Source organism: Streptomyces sp. 891-h (assembly GCF_022760275.1).
GTDB lineage: Bacteria > Actinomycetota > Actinomycetes > Streptomycetales > Streptomycetaceae > Streptomyces > Streptomyces spirodelae.
In genome coordinates, this window is the sequence record NZ_CP050693.1 from 6,487,754 (window position 1) to 6,504,770 (window position 17,017).

General features: G+C 72.7%; 15 protein-coding genes. 11 read left to right on the forward strand and 4 right to left on the reverse strand.

The genetic code is table 11. The features are described from left to right. Window positions 1–51: 51 nt before the first annotated feature. A complete protein-coding gene (locus tag HC362_RS28595) occupies window positions 52–741 on the reverse strand; it encodes a hypothetical protein (RefSeq protein ID WP_243087055.1) in 690 nt (229 codons plus the stop codon). A gap of 421 nt (window positions 742–1,162) precedes the next feature. On the opposite strand from HC362_RS28595, the gene fmt reads away from it, so the two are divergent. The 11 genes from fmt (at window position 1,163) to HC362_RS28650 (ending at window position 13,187) form a co-directional block, all read left to right on the forward strand. Then, window positions 1,163–2,110: a methionyl-tRNA formyltransferase gene (gene fmt / locus HC362_RS28600; protein ID WP_243087056.1), complete on the forward strand. Its 948-nt coding sequence runs from the start codon at window positions 1,163–1,165 to the stop codon at window positions 2,108–2,110. Between the two features lie 196 nt (window positions 2,111–2,306). Then, window positions 2,307–3,788, forward strand: coding sequence for a transcription antitermination factor NusB (locus tag HC362_RS28605; RefSeq protein WP_243087057.1), 1,482 nt, complete (start codon window positions 2,307–2,309; stop codon window positions 3,786–3,788). 34 nt (window positions 3,789–3,822) lie between these two features. Continuing rightward, window positions 3,823–4,515, forward strand: coding sequence for a ribulose-phosphate 3-epimerase (gene rpe / locus HC362_RS28610; RefSeq protein WP_243087058.1), 693 nt, complete (start codon window positions 3,823–3,825; stop codon window positions 4,513–4,515). Between the two features lie 133 nt (window positions 4,516–4,648). Next, window positions 4,649–5,647, forward strand: coding sequence for a sugar-binding domain-containing protein (locus HC362_RS28615; protein ID WP_209266574.1), 999 nt, complete (start codon window positions 4,649–4,651; stop codon window positions 5,645–5,647). 40 nt (window positions 5,648–5,687) lie between these two features. Next, window positions 5,688–6,164 (forward strand): TrkA C-terminal domain-containing protein, encoded by a 477-nt coding sequence (locus HC362_RS28620; protein ID WP_243087059.1) that lies wholly within the window; start codon window positions 5,688–5,690, stop codon window positions 6,162–6,164. A 39-nt stretch (window positions 6,165–6,203) separates the two neighbouring features. After that, window positions 6,204–7,475, forward strand: coding sequence for a cation:proton antiporter (locus HC362_RS28625; protein ID WP_243087060.1), 1,272 nt, complete (start codon window positions 6,204–6,206; stop codon window positions 7,473–7,475). Between the two features lie 133 nt (window positions 7,476–7,608). Continuing rightward, the gene (locus HC362_RS28630) at window positions 7,609–9,072 is read left to right on the forward strand and encodes a GuaB1 family IMP dehydrogenase-related protein (RefSeq protein WP_243088863.1); all 1,464 of its coding nucleotides are present in this window, start codon (window positions 7,609–7,611) and stop codon (window positions 9,070–9,072) included. A gap of 128 nt (window positions 9,073–9,200) precedes the next feature. Next, window positions 9,201–9,905: a class I SAM-dependent methyltransferase gene (locus HC362_RS28635; RefSeq protein ID WP_243087061.1), complete on the forward strand. Its 705-nt coding sequence runs from the start codon at window positions 9,201–9,203 to the stop codon at window positions 9,903–9,905. A gap of 118 nt (window positions 9,906–10,023) precedes the next feature. Further along, window positions 10,024–10,479, forward strand: coding sequence for an Lrp/AsnC family transcriptional regulator (locus HC362_RS28640; RefSeq protein WP_209266577.1), 456 nt, complete (start codon window positions 10,024–10,026; stop codon window positions 10,477–10,479). Window positions 10,480–10,613: 134 nt separating this feature from the next. After that, a complete protein-coding gene (locus HC362_RS28645) occupies window positions 10,614–11,396 on the forward strand; it encodes a carbon-nitrogen hydrolase family protein (RefSeq protein WP_243088864.1) in 783 nt (260 codons plus the stop codon). A gap of 63 nt (window positions 11,397–11,459) precedes the next feature. Further along, window positions 11,460–13,187 (forward strand): NAD(P)/FAD-dependent oxidoreductase, encoded by a 1,728-nt coding sequence (locus tag HC362_RS28650; protein ID WP_243087062.1) that lies wholly within the window; start codon window positions 11,460–11,462, stop codon window positions 13,185–13,187. Between the two features lie 34 nt (window positions 13,188–13,221). On the opposite strand, the gene HC362_RS28655 is transcribed toward HC362_RS28650, so the two are convergent. The 3 genes from HC362_RS28655 to HC362_RS28665 form a co-directional block, all read right to left on the reverse strand. After that, window positions 13,222–13,929, reverse strand: coding sequence for a DUF5995 family protein (locus HC362_RS28655; protein ID WP_243087063.1), 708 nt, complete (start codon window positions 13,927–13,929; stop codon window positions 13,222–13,224). Between the two features lie 104 nt (window positions 13,930–14,033). Further along, the gene (locus tag HC362_RS28660; RefSeq protein WP_243087064.1) at window positions 14,034–15,425 is read right to left on the reverse strand and encodes a solute carrier family 23 protein; all 1,392 of its coding nucleotides are present in this window, start codon (window positions 15,423–15,425) and stop codon (window positions 14,034–14,036) included. A gap of 115 nt (window positions 15,426–15,540) precedes the next feature. Next, window positions 15,541–16,884 carry an MFS transporter gene (locus HC362_RS28665; protein WP_243087065.1) on the reverse strand — a complete coding sequence of 448 codons (1,344 nt, stop codon included), beginning with the start codon at window positions 16,882–16,884 and terminating at the stop codon, window positions 15,541–15,543. Window positions 16,885–17,017: the final 133 nt, after the last annotated feature.

The following is a 17,017-nucleotide window of genomic DNA, read 5'->3' on the forward strand; positions in this document are numbered from 1 at the left end:
TGTCGCCCAGCGCCCAGCGGGTCAGCGCCCCGCGCCCCGCGTCGGGGAGGGCTAGCCGTTCCGGGGGGACGGCAGAGCTCCGGGGCGCTGCTCCCGCGCTTCGCGGCGCGTGTCGTACGGCTGTGCCGGGCCCGGCTGCTGTGGGGGGATCGCGCGGGCGGCGGGCACCGCGGGCGTACGGGGCGCCGTCGCCGTGCCGGGAGCCGTGGGGAGGGTGCGGGAGGCAGCGGCGGGAACGGACTCGGGCTGCCGGGGTCCGCCCTCGGGCTGCCGGGGTCCGCCCTCGGGCTGCCTGGGCACCCCCGAGGCGGTCGACGGGACCGGTGCGGCCGCCGGGGCCGACGGAGCCGAAGGGGAGGTCTCCGCGCTCTCGGGCGCGTTCCGGGCGCTGCCGCGCCGTGCAGAACCGTACCTGCGGTGCACGGCCTGCTTGGTGACGCCCAGGGCCGACCCCACGGCGTCCCAGGAGAAGCCGAGCGAGCGGTCGAAGTCCACCGCCGCGGTGACCAGCGTCTCGACGCTGTCACGTAGTTCCTGGGCGAGCCTGACGGTCGGCGCAGGAGCGCGGCCGTAGACGACGAAGCCCGCGGAAGGGCCGGTGCGCCGTGGGCGATAGACGTTGCCCAACTGCGCGGTGAGGGTGCGCAGCGCGTCCACCTGCCGGCGGACCCGCTCGATGTCCCGCACCAGAAGGTGCAGGCTTGCCCGCGCCTGGGCGTCGTGGGTTGCGTGGTCGGCCATGAAGAAGCCTCTCGGACCGGCTGACATGGGGGTGTTCAGCTGTGGTGCTGGATGGGGTGACTGGCTGTGGGAAAAGGGGGGCGAGGCCGCGGTGCGCGGTGGGCGGGGCGGCGCTCGGTTCGGTCAATCTGACTTGACCAACGCCGCGATGGGCTCTCTGGTCACGCTGCGGGGGCGCGGAAGGAGCACCGACAGGGCGCGCGGGGGCCCGCACGCCCCCTCGGACAGCGACATCGCGCTGACCGTAAACTGACTGCCTTTCCGCGCTTTCCGGGATTCCGGCCTCCGGCTCCGGGCCTCCGGCTCCGGGGCTCCCGCTCCGGCGCTCCGGCTCCGGTTCCGGCCGTCGGGGCTCCCGGGCCCGGGAGCCGGTTTTCCGTGTTTCCCGCACTTCCCACGGGTGAGAGGTAGTTCGCCACTGATGAGGCTCGTCTTCGCAGGTACCCCCGAGGTCGCCGTCCCCGCGCTCGACACTCTGATCGCCTCCGAACGGCACGAGGTCGCCGCCGTGGTCACCCGGCCCGACGCCCGTGCGGGGCGCGGCAGGCGCCTGGTGCCCAGCCCGGTGGCCCAGCGTGCCGAGGAGGAGGGCATCGAGGTCCTCAAGCCCGCACGCCCCAGGGACGAGGACTTCCTGGCGCGGCTGCGCGAGATCGGGCCCGACTGCTGCCCCGTCGTCGCTTACGGGGCGCTGCTGCCCCGCGTCGCGCTGGACGTACCGGCCAGGGGCTGGGTGAACCTGCATTTCTCGCTGCTGCCCGCCTGGCGCGGCGCCGCGCCGGTGCAGCACGCGCTGCTGGCGGGGGACGAGATGAGCGGGGCGACGACCTTCCTGATCGAGGAGGGGCTGGACTCGGGACCGGTCTACGGGGTGGTGACCGAAGAGGTGCGGCCCAGGGACACCAGCGGCGATCTGCTCACCCGGCTCGCTTTCGCGGGCGCCGGGCTGCTGGCGGCCACCATGGACGGCATCGAGGACGGCACGCTGCAGGCGGTGCCGCAGCCGGAGGAGGGTGTCTCGCTCGCCCCGAAGATCACGGTGGAGGACGCGAGGATCGACTGGACGGCGCCGGCCCTGCGGGTGGACCGGGTGGTGCGGGCGTGCTCGCCGGCTCCCGGCGCGTGGACCGAGTTCCGCGGGGAGCGACTGAAGGTGCGCTCGCTCATGCCCGTAGCGGACGCGGGCCTCGACGAGCTGCCCCCCGGGCAGCTGCGGGCCGGCAAGAACGCGGTGCACGTCGGTACGGGCTCGCACCCGGTGGAGCTGGAGTGGGTGCAGCCGCAGGGCAAGAAGCCGATGCGGGCCGCCGACTGGGCCCGCGGCACCCGTATCGAGGAGGGCGCCCGCTTCGACGCCCCGGCCGCCTGAGCCCTCGGTTGCCGCCTGAGTCCTCTGTTCCCGCGTACGAGCCACGCCGGCGCGCCGTACGAGCCGTGCGGGCGCGCCGTAGGACCCCCGGTCGCGTCCGCCGCCGCCCGGCCCCGCACGACCCGTGACCGGCTCCGGGCAGCGGGGTCGTAGGGTGGAGGTCTCGAAACCCCCATCTTGCGGAGCACCTTCACCTGTGAGCACTCAACCCCGCCGGGGCGGCAACCGCCGGGGCGGCAACCGGTACCGGCGTCCGCGCAAGGACCCCGTCCGCATCCTCGCTTTCGAGGCGCTGCGCGCGGTGGACGAGCGGGACGCCTACGCCAACCTGGTACTGCCGCCGCTGCTGCGGAAGGCCCGCGAGAAGGACCCGGCCGACGGCGGCCTCGACGCGCGGGACGCCGCGCTGGCGACCGAGCTGGTGTACGGCACCCTGCGCAGGCAGGGCACCTACGACGCGATCCTCGCCGAGTGCGTCGACCGGCCGCTGCGCGAGGTGGACCCGCCCGTGCTGGACGTGCTCTCGCTCGGCGCCCACCAGCTTCTGGGCACCCGTATTCCGCAGCACGCCGCGGTCAGCGCCACGGTGGAGCTGGCCCGCGTGGTGCTGGGGGACGGCCGGGCCAAGTTCGTCAACGCGGTGCTGCGGCGCGTCACGGCCGACGATCTGGACGGCTGGCTGGAGCGGATCGCACCGCCCTACGACGAGGACCCCGAGGAGCACCTCGCGCTGCGTCACGCACACCCCCGCTGGGTGGTCTCCGCGCTGTGGGACGCGCTCGGAGGCGGGCGCAAGGACATCACCGCGCTGCTGGAGGCCGACAACGAGCGGCCCGAGGTCACCTTGGTCGCCCGCCCCGGCCGGGCCACCGTCGAGGAGCTGAGCGCGGCGGCGGACCGCACCGGAAGGATGGCGCCGGGCCGCTGGTCGCCGTACGCGGTACGGCTGGCCGAGGGCGGCGAGCCCGGGGCGCTGGACGCCGTACGCGAGGGCAGGGCCGGGGTACAGGACGAGGGCAGCCAGCTTGTGGCGCTCGCGCTGGCGCAGGCGCCGCTGGAGGGTGCCGACGAGCGCTGGCTGGACTCCTGTGCGGGTCCGGGCGGCAAGGCGGCGCTGCTGGGCGCGCTGGCGGCCGAGCGGGGCGCGGCGCTGCTGGCGTCCGAGAAGCAGCCGCATCGGGCCCGGCTGGTCGCCCGCGCTCTGGAGGGGAACCCGGGGCCGTGGGCGGTTGTCGCCGCGGACGGTACCCGGCCCGCCTGGGCGCCCGGCAGTTTCGACCGGGTGCTGGTCGATGTGCCCTGCACCGGGCTGGGGGCGCTGCGGCGCAGGCCCGAGGCGCGCTGGCGGCGCACCCCTGAGGACCTGGCGGGGTTCGCGTCGTTGCAGCGGGGACTGCTGCGGCAGGCGCTTCAGTCGGCCCGGGTCGGCGGTGTGGTGGCGTATGCGACCTGCTCGCCGCATCTGGCGGAGACCCGCGCCGTGGTGGACGACGTGCTGCGCGGGCTGGAGAAGGAGCGGGACACCACGGAGCCGGGGACACCGGCCGCTGAGCGGGTGGACGCGCGTCCGCTGCTGCCGGGCGTGCCGGATCTGGGGGAGGGCCCCGACATCCAGCTGTGGCCGCACCTGCACGGCACCGACGCGATGTATCTGGCGCTGCTGCGCCGTACCGCGTGATCACCTCGAACACCCACACGGAATACTGGTAGTCATGGCTCAGATCAACCCCAGCATCCTGTCCGCCGACTTCGCACGCCTCGCCGAGGAGGCGCGGCGCGTCGAAGGCGCCGACGGGGCGGCCGGTGCCGACTGGCTGCACGTCGATGTGATGGACAACCACTTCGTGCCCAATCTGACCCTGGGCGTGCCCGTGGTGGAGTCGCTGCGCAGGGCGACGGACATCCCGCTGGACTGCCATCTGATGATCGAGGAGCCGGACCGCTGGGCGCCCGCCTATGTGGAGGCCGGGGCCGGTTCGGTCACCTTCCACGCGGAGGCCGCGGCCGCGCCGGTGCGGCTGGCCCGCGAGATCCGGGCCAAGGGAGCGCGCGCCTCGATGGCGCTGAAGCCCGCCACCCCGATCGAGCCGTACGAGGACCTGCTGCCCGAGCTGGACATGCTGCTGGTGATGACGGTGGAGCCGGGCTTCGGCGGGCAGGCGTTCCTGGACATCATGCTGCCGAAGATCCGCAGAACGCGGCAGCTCATCGACAAGCACGGCCTCGAGATGTGGCTGCAGGTCGACGGCGGCGTCTCGGCCTCCACCATCGAGCGCTGCGCCGAGGCGGGCGCCGATGTGTTCGTCGCGGGTTCGGCCGTCTACGGCGCGGACGATCCGGCGGCAGCCGTCCGCGCGCTGCGGCAGCAGGCGGAGGAAGCGGCGGGGTCGGGCCGGGAGGGCTGAGGTGAACGCTGGGTGACCACGGTCACACACGTCAGGGGATCTGCAAGGATGAACGCGCGGCGCGACTGTGCCGAGAGCGCGGACACGGCAAGACAGTGAGGTGAGAGCGGTGTCGTCGGGGCGAGCCACGCGAATGGGACCCGCCGAACTCATGCAGGCTGCGGCGATGGCGCGCCGCTTCTATCTGGAGGGCAAATCCAAGATCCAGATCGCTGACGAGTTCGGGGTGAGCCGCTTCAAGGTGGCCAGGGTCCTGGAGACAGCGCTCGAACGTGACCTGGTGCGCATCGAGATCCGGGTGCCCGCCGAGCTGGACGCCGAGCGTTCGGACGCGCTGCGTGCCCGCTTCGGGCTGCGGCACGCGGTCGTCGTCGAGTCGCCCACCGAGGCCGTGGACGACGCGGCGGACCCGGAGAACCTCGGCGAGGTCGCAGCGGATCTGCTCGGCGAGCTGGTGACCGACGGCGACGTGCTGGGGCTGGCCTGGGGCCGCTCCACCATCCACATGGCGACCGCGCTACGCCAGTTGCCGCCCTGCACGGTCGTACAACTGACGGGGGTGTACGACGCCGGAACGGCCGACCGCGGCTCGGTCGAGGCCGTACGGCGGGCGGCCGAGGTGGCCGGGGGCGAAGCGCACCCCATCTACGCGCCGATGCTGCTCCCGGACAGCGCCACGGCGGCCGCGCTGCGCAGTCAGACCGGCATCGCACGCGCCTTCGAGTACTTCGACAAGGTGACCGTCGCCGCAGTCTCCATCGGCTCCTGGGAGCCGGGCATCTCCACGGTGCACGACATGCTCAGCGACAAGGAGCGCGACCACTACTCGTCACTCGGGGTGGCCGCCGAGATGTCGGCCCACCTGTTCGACGCGCAGGGCCGGCGGATCGGCCGCGACCTGGGGGAGCGCTGCATCACCGTGGAGGCCGAGCGGCTGCGCCGGATCCCGGAGGTCGTCGCCATCGCCGGCGGGCACCGCAAGGCGGCGGCCATCGGTGCCGTGCTCCGCTCCGGCCTGGTCACCAGCCTGGTCACGGACACGGCGGCCGCCGACTGGCTGCTGAACGAGGAACAGCCGGGCCCCCGTCCGGCGTTGGAGCGTACGGACCCGGACAGCACCGCCGCTTCCTAGCGGTTCGCGTCCCGGAAGGTTCTCAGAAGGGCAGCACGCCATGACGACCAAGAGCACCAAGCTGCCAGGGCTCGGCAAGCAGTACGACATCGCCACCCGCGGCGGCCGGCACATCTCGGTGGTGGCGCACCAGGACGGCCGCAGGTTCCTCGGCTTCTACCGGGAGGACGACCCGGACGCCTGCCAGGCGACGGTGCAGCTCGACCAGGAGGAGGCCGCCTCGCTCGCCGAGATCCTCGCGCCGGGGGAGAACCCCAGGCTGGGGACGTGCGAGATGGAGATCGACCTGGTCACCGTCCGCATCCCGATGTCCGGCCAGTCGCCGTTCAGCGGGGAGCCGCTGGGCGCGACCCGGGCCAGGACCCGCACCGGTGCCTCGATCGTCGCCGTGCTGCGCCGTACCGGTGCCGTTCCCTCGCCGGGACCGGACTTCCGCCTGGAGGCGGGCGACACCCTGGTCGCGGTCGGCACCCGGGAGGGCGTGGAGGAGCTCACCCGGATCATCGCCGGCACCTGAGCAGGACCAGGCAGCCGCTGGACAACTGAAAGGCCCTTTGTGCACGACACCACCGTTCTGCTGATCGAGCTCGGCGCCGTCATTCTGGGCCTGGGGCTGGTCGGCCGCTTCGCGGGCCGGATCGGGCTCTCCCCGATCCCGCTGTACCTGCTGGGCGGCCTGGCCTTCGGACACGGCGGCTTCTTCCCGCTGACCGCCAGCGAGGGGTTCATCGAGGTCGGCGCGGAGATCGGGGTGATCCTGCTCCTGCTGCTGCTCGGCCTGGAGTACAGCGCCTCGGAGCTGGTGACCAGCTTGAAGACCCAGTACCCGTCCGGGCTCGTGGACTTCGCGCTGAACGCGGTGCCGGGCGCGGTGGCCGCAGTGCTGCTGGGCTGGGGGCCGGTGGCGGCCGTCGCGCTGGCCGGCGTCACCTGGATCTCCTCGTCCGGTGTGATCGCCAAGGTGCTCACCGACCTGGGCAGGCTGGGCAACCGGGAGACCCCCGTCATCCTGGGTGTGCTGGTGATCGAGGACCTGTCCATGGCCCTCTATCTGCCGCTGCTGACGGCGCTGGTGGCCGGGCTCGGTGTGGCGGGCACCAGCCTGACGATGGTCGTCGCGGTCGGCAGCGCGGGCCTCGTGCTGTTCGTGGCGCTGCGGTTCGGCCGCCACATCAGCCGCGCCGTCAGCTCCGACACCCCCGAGATGCTGCTGCTCGTCGTCTTCGGGCTGACCCTGCTGATCGCCGGTATCGCAGCCAAGCTCCAGGTCTCCGCGGCTGTCGGGGCCTTCCTGGTGGGTATCGCGCTGTCGGGGGAGACGGCGGAGAACGCGCGCAGCCTGCTGACCCCGCTGCGCGATCTGTTCGCGGCGGTGTTCTTCGTCTTCTTCGGGCTCAACACCGTGCCGGCCGATATCCCGCCGGTGCTGCTGCCCGCGCTGGCACTGGCGGTCGTCACCGTGATCACCAAGGTGATGACCGGCTGGTACGCGGCGGGGCGCGCCGGTGTGGGGAGCAAGGGCAGACTGCGCGCGGGCGGGGCCCTGGTGGCGCGGGGCGAGTTCTCCATCGTCATCGCGGGGCTCGCCGCCGGCACCGATCCGCGGATCACTCCGCTGGCGACGGCGTATGTGATGATCCTGGTGATCTTCGGGCCGCTGACAGCGCGCTGGACGGAGCCCGCCGTACGGGGGCTCAAGGGCCTGGCCGACACTCGTCGTACGCGCCGGGAGGCCGGACGCACGGACGGCGCCCGGCATGAGGACTCCGCGGGCCGGTCCGAGGAGCGCACCCCGGACCAGGTGGCGGGGGCCGGCCACTCGTCATGAGCGGCCACCCACCGTGGGTTCGGCCTCCCACGTGGTCACCCTTCGGAACCGGCCGCCCCGGGGTGCGTAACCGCGCTGTGCGATCCCACCAGAGCCCTCGCGGCACTCCGGCGGATCGTCCGTGGTCGCATGGATGTGCGGACGTGGGAGACTTAAGTACGTGCGTTTTCTCAATGATCAGCGGCCCCCGTACGACCTGACGTACGACGACGTCTTCATGGTGCCGAACCGCTCAGCGGTCGGCTCCCGGCAGGGCGTGGACCTGTCCTCGCCCGACGGCACCGGCACCACCATCCCGCTGGTGGTCGCCAACATGACCGCCATCGCCGGACGCCGGATGGCCGAGACCGTGGCCCGCCGGGGCGGGCTCGTGGTGATCCCCCAGGACATCCCGATCGACGTCGTCACCGAGGTCATCGGCTGGGTCAAGCGACGGCACCACGTCCTCGACACCCCCATCACCCTCGCCCCCACGCAGACCGTGGCCGACGCGCTCTCGCTGCTGCCCAAGCGGGCGCACGGCGCCGGTGTCGTGGTCCGCGACGGCCGGCCCGTCGGCGTCGTCACCGAGTCGGACCTGACCGGCGTCGACCGCTTCACCCAGCTCTCCGAGGTCATGACGAGCGAGCTGATGGTGCTCGACGCGGACATCGACCCGCGCGACGCCTTCAACAAGCTCGACGCGGCGCACTTCAAGTTCGCGCCCGCCGTGGACTCCGACGGCAGGCTCGCCGGCATCCTCACCCGCAAGGGCGCGCTGCGGGCCACGCTCTACACCCCCGCCGTCGACGCCGACGGAGCTCTGCGCATCGCCGCCGCTGTCGGCATCAACGGCGAGGCCGTGGCGCGGGCCAAGGCGCTGCTCGACGCGGGCGTCGACACCCTCGTGGTGGACACCGCGCACGGGCACCAGGAGGGCATGCTCGAGGTGCTGAGCGCCGTCCGCGGCCTCGACCCGGCCGTGCCGATCGTGGCGGGCAACGTGGTGGCCGCCGAGGGCGTACGCGACCTGATCGAGGCGGGCGCCGACATCGTCAAGGTCGGCGTCGGCCCCGGCGCCATGTGCACCACCCGCATGATGACCGGCGTCGGCAGGCCGCAGTTCTCCGCCGTGCTGGAGTGCGCGGCCGAGGCCCGCAAGCACGGCAAGCACGTGTGGGCCGACGGCGGTGTGCGGCACCCGCGCGATGTCGCCATGGCCCTGGCCGCCGGTGCCTCCAATGTGATGATCGGGTCCTGGTTCGCCGGCACCTACGAGTCGCCTGGCGACCTCCAGCAGTCCGCCGACGGGCGGTTCTACAAGGAGTCCTTCGGCATGGCCTCGGCGCGTGCCGTACGCAACCGTACGGCCGAGGAGTCGGCCTACGACCGGGCCCGCAAGGGGCTGTTCGAGGAGGGCATCTCCACCTCCCGGATGTTCCTGGACCCGGCCCGTCCCGGCGTCGAGGACCTGATCGACTCGATCATCGCCGGGGTCCGTTCCGCCTGCACCTACGCGGGAGCCGCCACGCTGGACGAGTTCGCCGAGAACGCCGTCGTCGGCGTGCAGAGCGCCGCCGGTTACGCGGAGGGCAAGCCGCTGCACGCCAGTTGGTGATCTCCCCGCACGTCGGCCGGTGACCTCACCGCCGCCCCACCACGCCGGCGCCGCGCCCCGCAGGGGGTGCGGCGCCGGTTGCACAACTGCCCTTCCCCGGGCGCCCGTTGCATGATCGGATGGCGCCCATGAGCACATATACGCGTCATGCGAACGCCGGTACGGGTCCTGGTGAGATCACTCCGGACGGCTGTGCCGTCGAGGTCTACTCCCGGCTGCCCGACATGGGCGAGGCGGCGATCGTCGCCTCCGCCGTCGCGGAGCCCCGTGGCCGCACCCTGCTCGAACTCGGCGCGGGCGCAGGGCGGATGACCAGGGCTCTGGTCCGGCAGGGCTTCCGGGTCACGGCCGTGGACGAGTCGCCCGGCATGCTCGACCTGATCGAGGACGCCAGGACCGTGCGCTCCACCATCGAGGACCTCGACCTGGGCGAGCGCTTCGACGTGGTGACCCTCGCCTCCTTCCTCGTCAACAGCGCCGACGACGACCAGCGCACCGGGCTGCTGTCCGCCTGCGCCCGGCACGTCGCCGACGACGGCTGCGTGGTCATCCAGCGCCAGCACGACACCCGCAACGAGGACGTACGCCCGGGACACGGCTGGAGGGGCGAGGGCATCTCCATCACCACCACAGAGGTGGAGCCCGTGGGGGACGGCGTCGTGCGTACCCGCGTGGAGTACGTGGTCGAGGAACACACCTGGACGCAGACGTACTTCTCGCGAGTGCTGCCCGAACCCGTCTTCACCGAGGTGCTGGCCGCCTCGGGCCTGAAGGTGGACCGCTGGCTGACGGACCGGCACGACTGGGTGCGTGCGGTACCGGCACGCGGCTAGGGCGGCGCCCCGAAGGGGTGCGGGGTGCCGTACGACCAGCCACGCAACACCCGCAGCCCGCAAACAACGAACAGTGGCACCCCGTGGCCGGAACATGACCCGTGTTCTACTGAGCGCCGTGTCACTGAACGATCTCGACGAACGCATCGTCCACGCCCTCGCCGAGGATGCCCGCCGTACGTACGCCGACATCGGAGCCGAGGTCGGCCTGTCGGCGCCCGCCGTGAAACGGCGGGTCGACCGGCTGCGGGAGCGGGGCGCGATCACCGGGTTCACCGTACGGGTCGACCCCTCCGCGCTGGGGTGGCAGACGGAGGGGTTCATCGAGATGTACTGCCGCTCGCGTACCTCGCCGGAGGACATCCACCGGGCGCTGGCCCCCTATCCCGAGGTGGTGGCGGCCTCCACGGTCACCGGGGAGGCCGATGCCCTCGTACAGGTGTTCGCCGCCGATATGCGGCACTTCGAGGCCGTGCTGGAACGGATCGCGGGGGAGCCCTTCGTCGAGCGCACCAAGTCCGTTCTGGTGCTCTCCCCACTGCTGCGCCGCTACACCGCGGGCCCGCCGCTGTGAGCGGCGCCATTCTCACGAGCTGTGCGCAACAGATCGACGCGATCCCGGCTTGACACGCAACAGACCGCGGGTCACTTCGCAAGATCCCCCGCTTGTGGCGCACCTGGGCCGACCGTAGCGTCGAAGGCGTGCGAATCGCTCTTCACCAGTCCCAGGCCCAGCCCTCCACCGCGGGCTCCGGCGGCCTGGCCTCCCTCGACGGCGCCGCCGAGCAAGCCGCGGCGCGGGGTGCCAGGCTGCTGGTCACCCCGGAGCTGTCCCTCACCGGCTACGCGCTCGAGGACCCGGCGCGGTCGGCGGAACCGGCAGCGGGAGACGGCGCGGCCGCCGTCTCCCGGATCGCCGCCGAGCACGGCGTGGCCATCGTCTACGGCTACCCCGAGCGGGGCGAGGACGGCGCGGTCCACAACTCCGCACAGCTCGTCGGCCCGGACGGCACCGCACTCGCCAACTACCGCAAGACGCACCTGTACGGCCCCTACGAGGCCAAGCACTACACGCCCGGCGAGCTGCTGCCCGTCCAGGCCGAGCTGGACGGTCTCCGGCTCGGGCTGCTGATCTGCTACGACGTGGAGTTCCCCGAGGCGGTCCGCGCGCACGCGCTGGCGGGCACCGACGTCCTGCTGGTGCCCACCGCGCTGATGCGCCCGTACGACACCGTCGCCGAGACGCTGGTGGTGGCGCGCGCGGTGGAGAGCCAGCTGTATGTCGCCTACGCCAACCGCGTCGGCCGTGAGGGCGAGTTCGACTTCGCGGGACTGAGCTGCCTGGCCGCACCCGACGGCAGCGTCCCCGTGCGCGCCGACGGCAGCGGCGAGGCCCTGCTGGTCGCCGACGCGGACCCGGTGGCGCTGCGCGCCTCCCGCGACCGCAACCCGTATCTGGCCGACCGCCGCCCCGAGCTGTACCCGCGCTAGCCGCCGAAGCCTCACGCGCGCACGCCCTCAAGCACTCCCGCACCACCCAGGAGCCGACCCCTCATGACGTCCACCGTGCCCACCGTGCCCAACGCTGCCCACGAGCACGACGAGCGGCAGGAAGCCCAGCAGCGCCCGCAGCCCCCGCTGACCATGTTCGGGCCCGACTTCCCGTTCGCCTACGATGACTTCCTCACGCACCCCGCGGGTCTCGGCGCCGTGCCGCCGACCGAACACGGCACCGAGGTCGCCGTCATCGGCGGCGGCCTTTCGGGCCTGGTGGCCGCCTACGAGCTGATGAAGATGGGGCTCAAGCCGGTCGTCTACGAGGCCGACCAGCTCGGCGGGCGGCTGCGGACGGCGACATTCGAGGGCGGCGACCCCTCGCTGAACGCGGAGATGGGCGCCATGCGGTTCCCGCCGTCCTCCACCGCGCTCCAGCACTACATCGACCTGGTGGACCTGGAGACCAAGCCGTTCCCCAACCCGCTGGCACCCGATACGCCCTCCACCGTCATCGACCTCAAGGGCGAGACGCACTACGCGCGCACGCTGGAGGACCTGCCGCCCGTCTACCACCAGGTGATGGACGCCTGGAACGCGTGCCTGGAGGAGGGCGCCGACTTCTCCGCGATGCAGCAGGCGATACGCGAGCGGGACGTGCCCCGCATCCGCGAGATCTGGTCCCAGCTGGTGGAGAAGCTGGACAACCAGACCTTCTACGGCTTCCTGTGCGACTCGGCGGCCTTCGCCTCCTTCCGACACCGGGAGATCTTCGGCCAGGTCGGGTTCGGCACCGGCGGCTGGGACACCGACTTCCCCAACTCCATCCTGGAGATCCTGCGCGTCGTCTACACCGGCGCCGACGACGACCACCGCGGCATCGTCGGCGGCTGCCAGCAGCTTCCGCTGCGGCTGTGGGAGCGCGAGCCGGACAAGCTCGTCCACTGGCCGCAGGGCACCAGCCTCAAGTCGCTGCACCCGGGCGGCGTACACCGCCCCGCCGTCACCAGGCTGCACCGTACGGCCGGGAACCGCGTGACGGTCACCGACGCGGACGGTGACATCCGCACCTACCGCGCCGCCGTCTTCACCGCGCAGTCCTGGCTGCTGCTGAGCCGTATCGACTGCGACGACGCGCTGCTGCCCATCGACCACTGGACGGCGGTGGAGCGCACCCACTACATGGAGTCCTCCAAGCTGTTCGTGCCGGTCGACCGGCCGTTCTGGCTGGACAAGGACCCCGAGACCGGGCGCGACACGATGAGCATGACCCTCACCGACCGGATGACCCGCGGCACCTACCTGCTGGACGACGGCCCCGACAAGCCGGCCGTGATCTGCCTCTCCTACACCTGGTGCGACGACAGCCTCAAGTGGCTGCCGCTGGACGCGGGCGAGCGGATGGAGGTCATGCTCAAGTCGCTCGGCGAGATCTATCCCGGCGTCGACATCCGCAAGCACATCACGGGCAACCCGCTGACCGTCTCCTGGGAGGACGAGCCCTACTTCCTGGGCGCGTTCAAGGCGAACCTGCCCGGCCACTACCGTTACCAGCGGCGGCTGTTCACCCACTTCATGCAGGAGACGCTGCCCGCCGACCGGCGGGGCCTCTTCCTCGCCGGTGACGACATCTCCTGGACCGCCGGCTGGGCCGAGGGCGCCGTGCAGACCGCGCTCAACGCCGTCTGGGGCGTCATGCACCACCTGGGCGGCAGCACCGACCCGGCCAACCCCGGGCCCGGTGACGTGTTCGACGAGATCGAGCCGGTGAAGCTCCCGGAGGACTGACCGGACGTACGGGGGCGTGCCCGGGCGTGCCTGCTCAGTGCCACAGCGGCGTCAGCAGGCACCGCCCGGCCGTCCCGACCGTCGCGTCCAGCCCCTCCGCCATCTCCTCCAGCAGCTCCCCGCACCTGCGCAGTCCCCACAGCGCACGGAACGAGACCCAGGCGCCGCCCCTGGCCCGCTCCAGGCTCCACGAGCCGACCAGATGGGTGAGCGGATCGGCGACATCCAGCAGGTCGGGCCCCGGCATCAGCTCCTCGCGGATGCGCTCCTCCAGCCCGGTCAGCAACTCCCCGATCCGTTCGAAGTCCGCCTCCAGATCCTCCGGAACGGCCGACAGCGCCCGGCAGGTGTCCACCAGCGCCAGCGGGAGGTCGTGGCAGATGTGCGCGTTGATGCCCGCCAGGGCGAACTGCAGCGGGTGGACGGAGGGATGGCGCCGGAAGCGGAAGAGCGGCCGCCAGCAGGAGGGCAGCCGCAGCCCGGCGGCCTCGGCGTCCACCGCGTCCAGGAAGCGCCGCGCGAACCGGGTGCCCAGCTCCCCGGTGGCGGCCCGGTCCTCGAAATACCCCGCGACCAGGCGCCGTTCCAGCTCCTCGGTCACCGACAGATACACCCGGTTGAAGACCGCCACACCGTCCTGTCTGGGCAGAGTCGCACCGATCTCGCGCATCTGGGCCGTCACTTCGGCGATGGGCGCCGACGAGGCCACGCGCTGCGCCGGAACCTGGTCCGTTGAGGTCATGCCCGCAGCCTGACAGCCACTCGCACGCCGTGCGGGCAGCCCGGCCGGTACGGCCCCCGGACGGAGGACGGCGCCGCAGCGACGGCCGTGCCGGCGGGGTCGGCTCAGCGCGGCTCGTCGTACCCCTCGTCGTAGCCGCTGGTCCCCTCGTCCAGCAGCGGCTCCTGCCGCTTGAGATGGGCCGGGGCCAGTGCCTTGAGCGCGTGGTAGCCGGTGAGCACCACCAGGGTGCCCAGGGCGATGCCGCCGAGCTCGAAGTTCTCGGTGATCTTCAGATCGACGCCGCCGATCCCGATGATGATGCCCGCGGCGACCGGTACCAGGTTCAGCGGATTGCGCATGTCGACACCGTTGTTGATCCAGATCTGCGCGCCGAGCAGACCGATCATCCCGTAGAGGATCACGGTGATACCGCCCAGCACCCCGCCGGGGATGGCCGCGACGACGGCGCCGAACTTGGGGCAGAGCCCGAAGAGCAGCGCGAAGCAGGCGGCAGCCCAGTACGCGGCCGTCGAGTAGACCCGGGTGGCGGCCATGACGCCGATGTTCTCCGAGTACGTCGTCGTGGCCGGGCCGCCGAACGCCGTCGAGAGGACACTGCCGGCACCGTCCGCGGAGATCGCCGTGCCGAGCTTGTCGTCCAGCGGGTCGCCGGTCATCTCGCCGACCGCCTTCACATGTCCCGCGTTCTCCGCCACCAGCGCGATCACCACCGGAAGCGCCACCAGCACCGGCGACCAGGAGAAGTCGGGCGCGTGCACGGACGGCAGCCCGAACCAGTCGGCCTTGCCCACACCCGACAGATCCAGCCGCCAGTGATCCACCGTCTTGCCACTCGCGTCCGGCGAATGAATCCGGCCGAAGACGGTGTCGAACGCCCACGACATCAGATACCCGGCCACCAGCCCCAGAAAGATCGCGATCCGCGACCAGAAGCCGCGCAGGCACACCACGGCGAGCCCGGTCAGCAGCATGGTCAGCAGCGCCGTCCACTGGTCCTGCGGCCAGTACGTCGACGCCGTCACGGGAGCCAGGTTGAAGCCGATCAGCATGACGACCGCGCCGGTCACCACCGGCGGCATCACCGCGTGGATGATCCGCGCACCGAACCGCTGCACGGCCAGCCCGACGAGGAAGAGCACGGCGCCGACCACCAGGATCGCGCCGGTCACCGTGGCGCTGCTGCCCCCCTGGCCGCGGATGACCGCGGCCACCCCGACGAAGGAGAGGCTGCACCCCAGATAGCTCGGTACCCGGCCGCGGGTGGCGAGCAGAAAGATCATCGTCGCCAGCCCGGACATCATGATGGCCAGATTCGGGTCCAGGCCCATCAGGACCGGTGCCACGAAACTGGCCCCGAACATCGCCACCACATGCTGGGCGCCGAGCCCCGCGGTGCGCGGCCAGGACAGCCGCTCGTCCGGCCGCACCACGGCGCCGGGCGCCGGGACGCGCCCGTCGCCGTGCACCTTCCACCGCACGCCGAGCCCGCCCATGTCGCTCCCGCTTCCTTGGCCGATTTTGATCGGCCCACATACTAGTTCGACCGCACGGGGCTCCTCCGCCGGGTGCGGGGGCGCTGCTCTGGAGGGCAGCCCCCTCCGGGAGAAGCTAGGTACGGAGCACCCGAGCGGCGACCGGCAGCGCCAGCAACAGCGCCGTGACCACGGCGAACGACACGGACAGGCTCGTCGACTCGGCGATCCAGCCCACGGCAGCCGGCGCCGCGAGCCCCGACGCGTACGCCAGCGTGGCGACCCCCGCGATGCCCTGCCCGGGCGCCGCGGCGGACAGGCGACCCGCCGCCGCGAAGCACAGCGGCACGATCACCGCGATCCCCACCCCGATCAGTGCGAACCCCGCCACGGCCGCGGGCGGCGTCCGCGCTGCGACCACCAGCGCGGCGCCGGCCGAGGCCAGCACCCCGCCGACGCGTACGGTCGCCACCGGCCCGAACCGCCGCACCACGGCGTCCCCGCACAGCCGCGCCAGCGCCATCGTGCAGGCGAACGCCGTGTACGCGGAGGCGGCCGGACCGGGCCCGGCACCCGTCACATCGGCCAGGTAGATGCCCGACCAGTCCATCGAGGCGCCCTCGGCGAACACCGCGCAGAAGCCGAGCAGACCGATCGCCAGCACTCCGCGTGAGGGCAGCGCGAATCGGGGCGGGGCCTGAGCCTCCCCGGGCTCGCCGGCCTCCCCGGCCGTGTCGTCTCCGTCGGCTCCGTCGGCGACGTCCGGCCGTCGTGCGCCCCAGCCGTCCCCTCCCGGCGTCCACCTCGCCGCCACCACCGCCACCGCGGCCAGCAGCGGCGCAGCCACCCCCAGATGCACCCGCGCGTCCAGCCCGGCGTGCGCGGCGACCACGCCTCCGGCGCCGCCCACCAGGGTGCCCACGCTCCACAGACCGTGCAGCCCCGACATCACCGAGCGGCCGTAGGCGGCCTCGACCCGCACCCCCTGGGCGTTCATCGCCACGTCCATCAGCCCGAGGCCGCAGCCGTACACGAACAGCGCCAGGCACAGCCAGCCCAGCGCGGGGGCGAGCGGCGGCAGCGCCAGTCCGGCGCAGCAGGCCAGTGATACGGCGGCCAGCGCCCTGCGCGGCCCGTAGCGGTGTGCCAGCCGTGCCGAGAGCGGCATGGCGGCCGAAGCGCCGACCGTCATGAACACCAGTGCCAGGCCCAGCCAGCCGGGGCTGAGGCCCAGATGTTCGCGCAGCCAGGGAATCCGGGTGGCGAAGGTGCCGCTCGCGGTCCCGTGCACCGCGAAGCTCACGGAGACCGCCGCACGCGCGGCCCGTACGGCAGGCGCCGGACGCTCACCGCTGCCGGTGTCGGCCGGGTGCCCAGTAGGAACGCCCTCCACCTGGCGCCCCGACGGCGAGTCGGCAGGCGCTCTCGAACCCGTCCGCGCCCCGGTCCGCCGCCCCGGCCCGCTCTCGCCCGTACGCATCTCGCCTCCCAGCCGTACCGGTGCCGCCTGCGGGCCCCCGGCAGATCGTGCCCCGCTCGCCCGCCGCTCGAACCCGTGCGGGCCCGGCAACGCATGGGATCTCCGGGGCTGCTGTGAGTCACCACACAGGCTC

Bases quoted from the DNA above. Each gene is read 5' to 3' on its own strand.
- HC362_RS28665 (WP_243087065.1), bottom strand. From the start codon at position 16,884: ATGCGTACGGGCGAGAGCGGGCCGGGGCGGCGGACCGGGGCGCGGACG.
- HC362_RS28620 (WP_243087059.1), top strand. From the start codon at position 5,688: ATGACGACCAAGAGCACCAAGCTGCCAGGGCTCGGCAAGCAGTACGAC.
- HC362_RS28635 (WP_243087061.1), top strand. From the start codon at position 9,201: ATGAGCACATATACGCGTCATGCGAACGCCGGTACGGGTCCTGGTGAG.
- HC362_RS28655 (WP_243087063.1), bottom strand. From the start codon at position 13,929: ATGACCTCAACGGACCAGGTTCCGGCGCAGCGCGTGGCCTCGTCGGCG.
- HC362_RS28650 (WP_243087062.1), top strand. From the start codon at position 11,460: ATGACGTCCACCGTGCCCACCGTGCCCAACGCTGCCCACGAGCACGAC.
- rpe (WP_243087058.1), top strand. From the start codon at position 3,823: ATGGCTCAGATCAACCCCAGCATCCTGTCCGCCGACTTCGCACGCCTC.
- HC362_RS28630 (WP_243088863.1), top strand. From the start codon at position 7,609: ATGTGCGGACGTGGGAGACTTAAGTACGTGCGTTTTCTCAATGATCAG.
- fmt (WP_243087056.1), top strand. From the start codon at position 1,163: ATGAGGCTCGTCTTCGCAGGTACCCCCGAGGTCGCCGTCCCCGCGCTC.
- HC362_RS28595 (WP_243087055.1), bottom strand. From the start codon at position 741: ATGGCCGACCACGCAACCCACGACGCCCAGGCGCGGGCAAGCCTGCAC.
- HC362_RS28615 (WP_209266574.1), top strand. From the start codon at position 4,649: ATGGGACCCGCCGAACTCATGCAGGCTGCGGCGATGGCGCGCCGCTTC.
- HC362_RS28660 (WP_243087064.1), bottom strand. From the start codon at position 15,425: ATGGGCGGGCTCGGCGTGCGGTGGAAGGTGCACGGCGACGGGCGCGTC.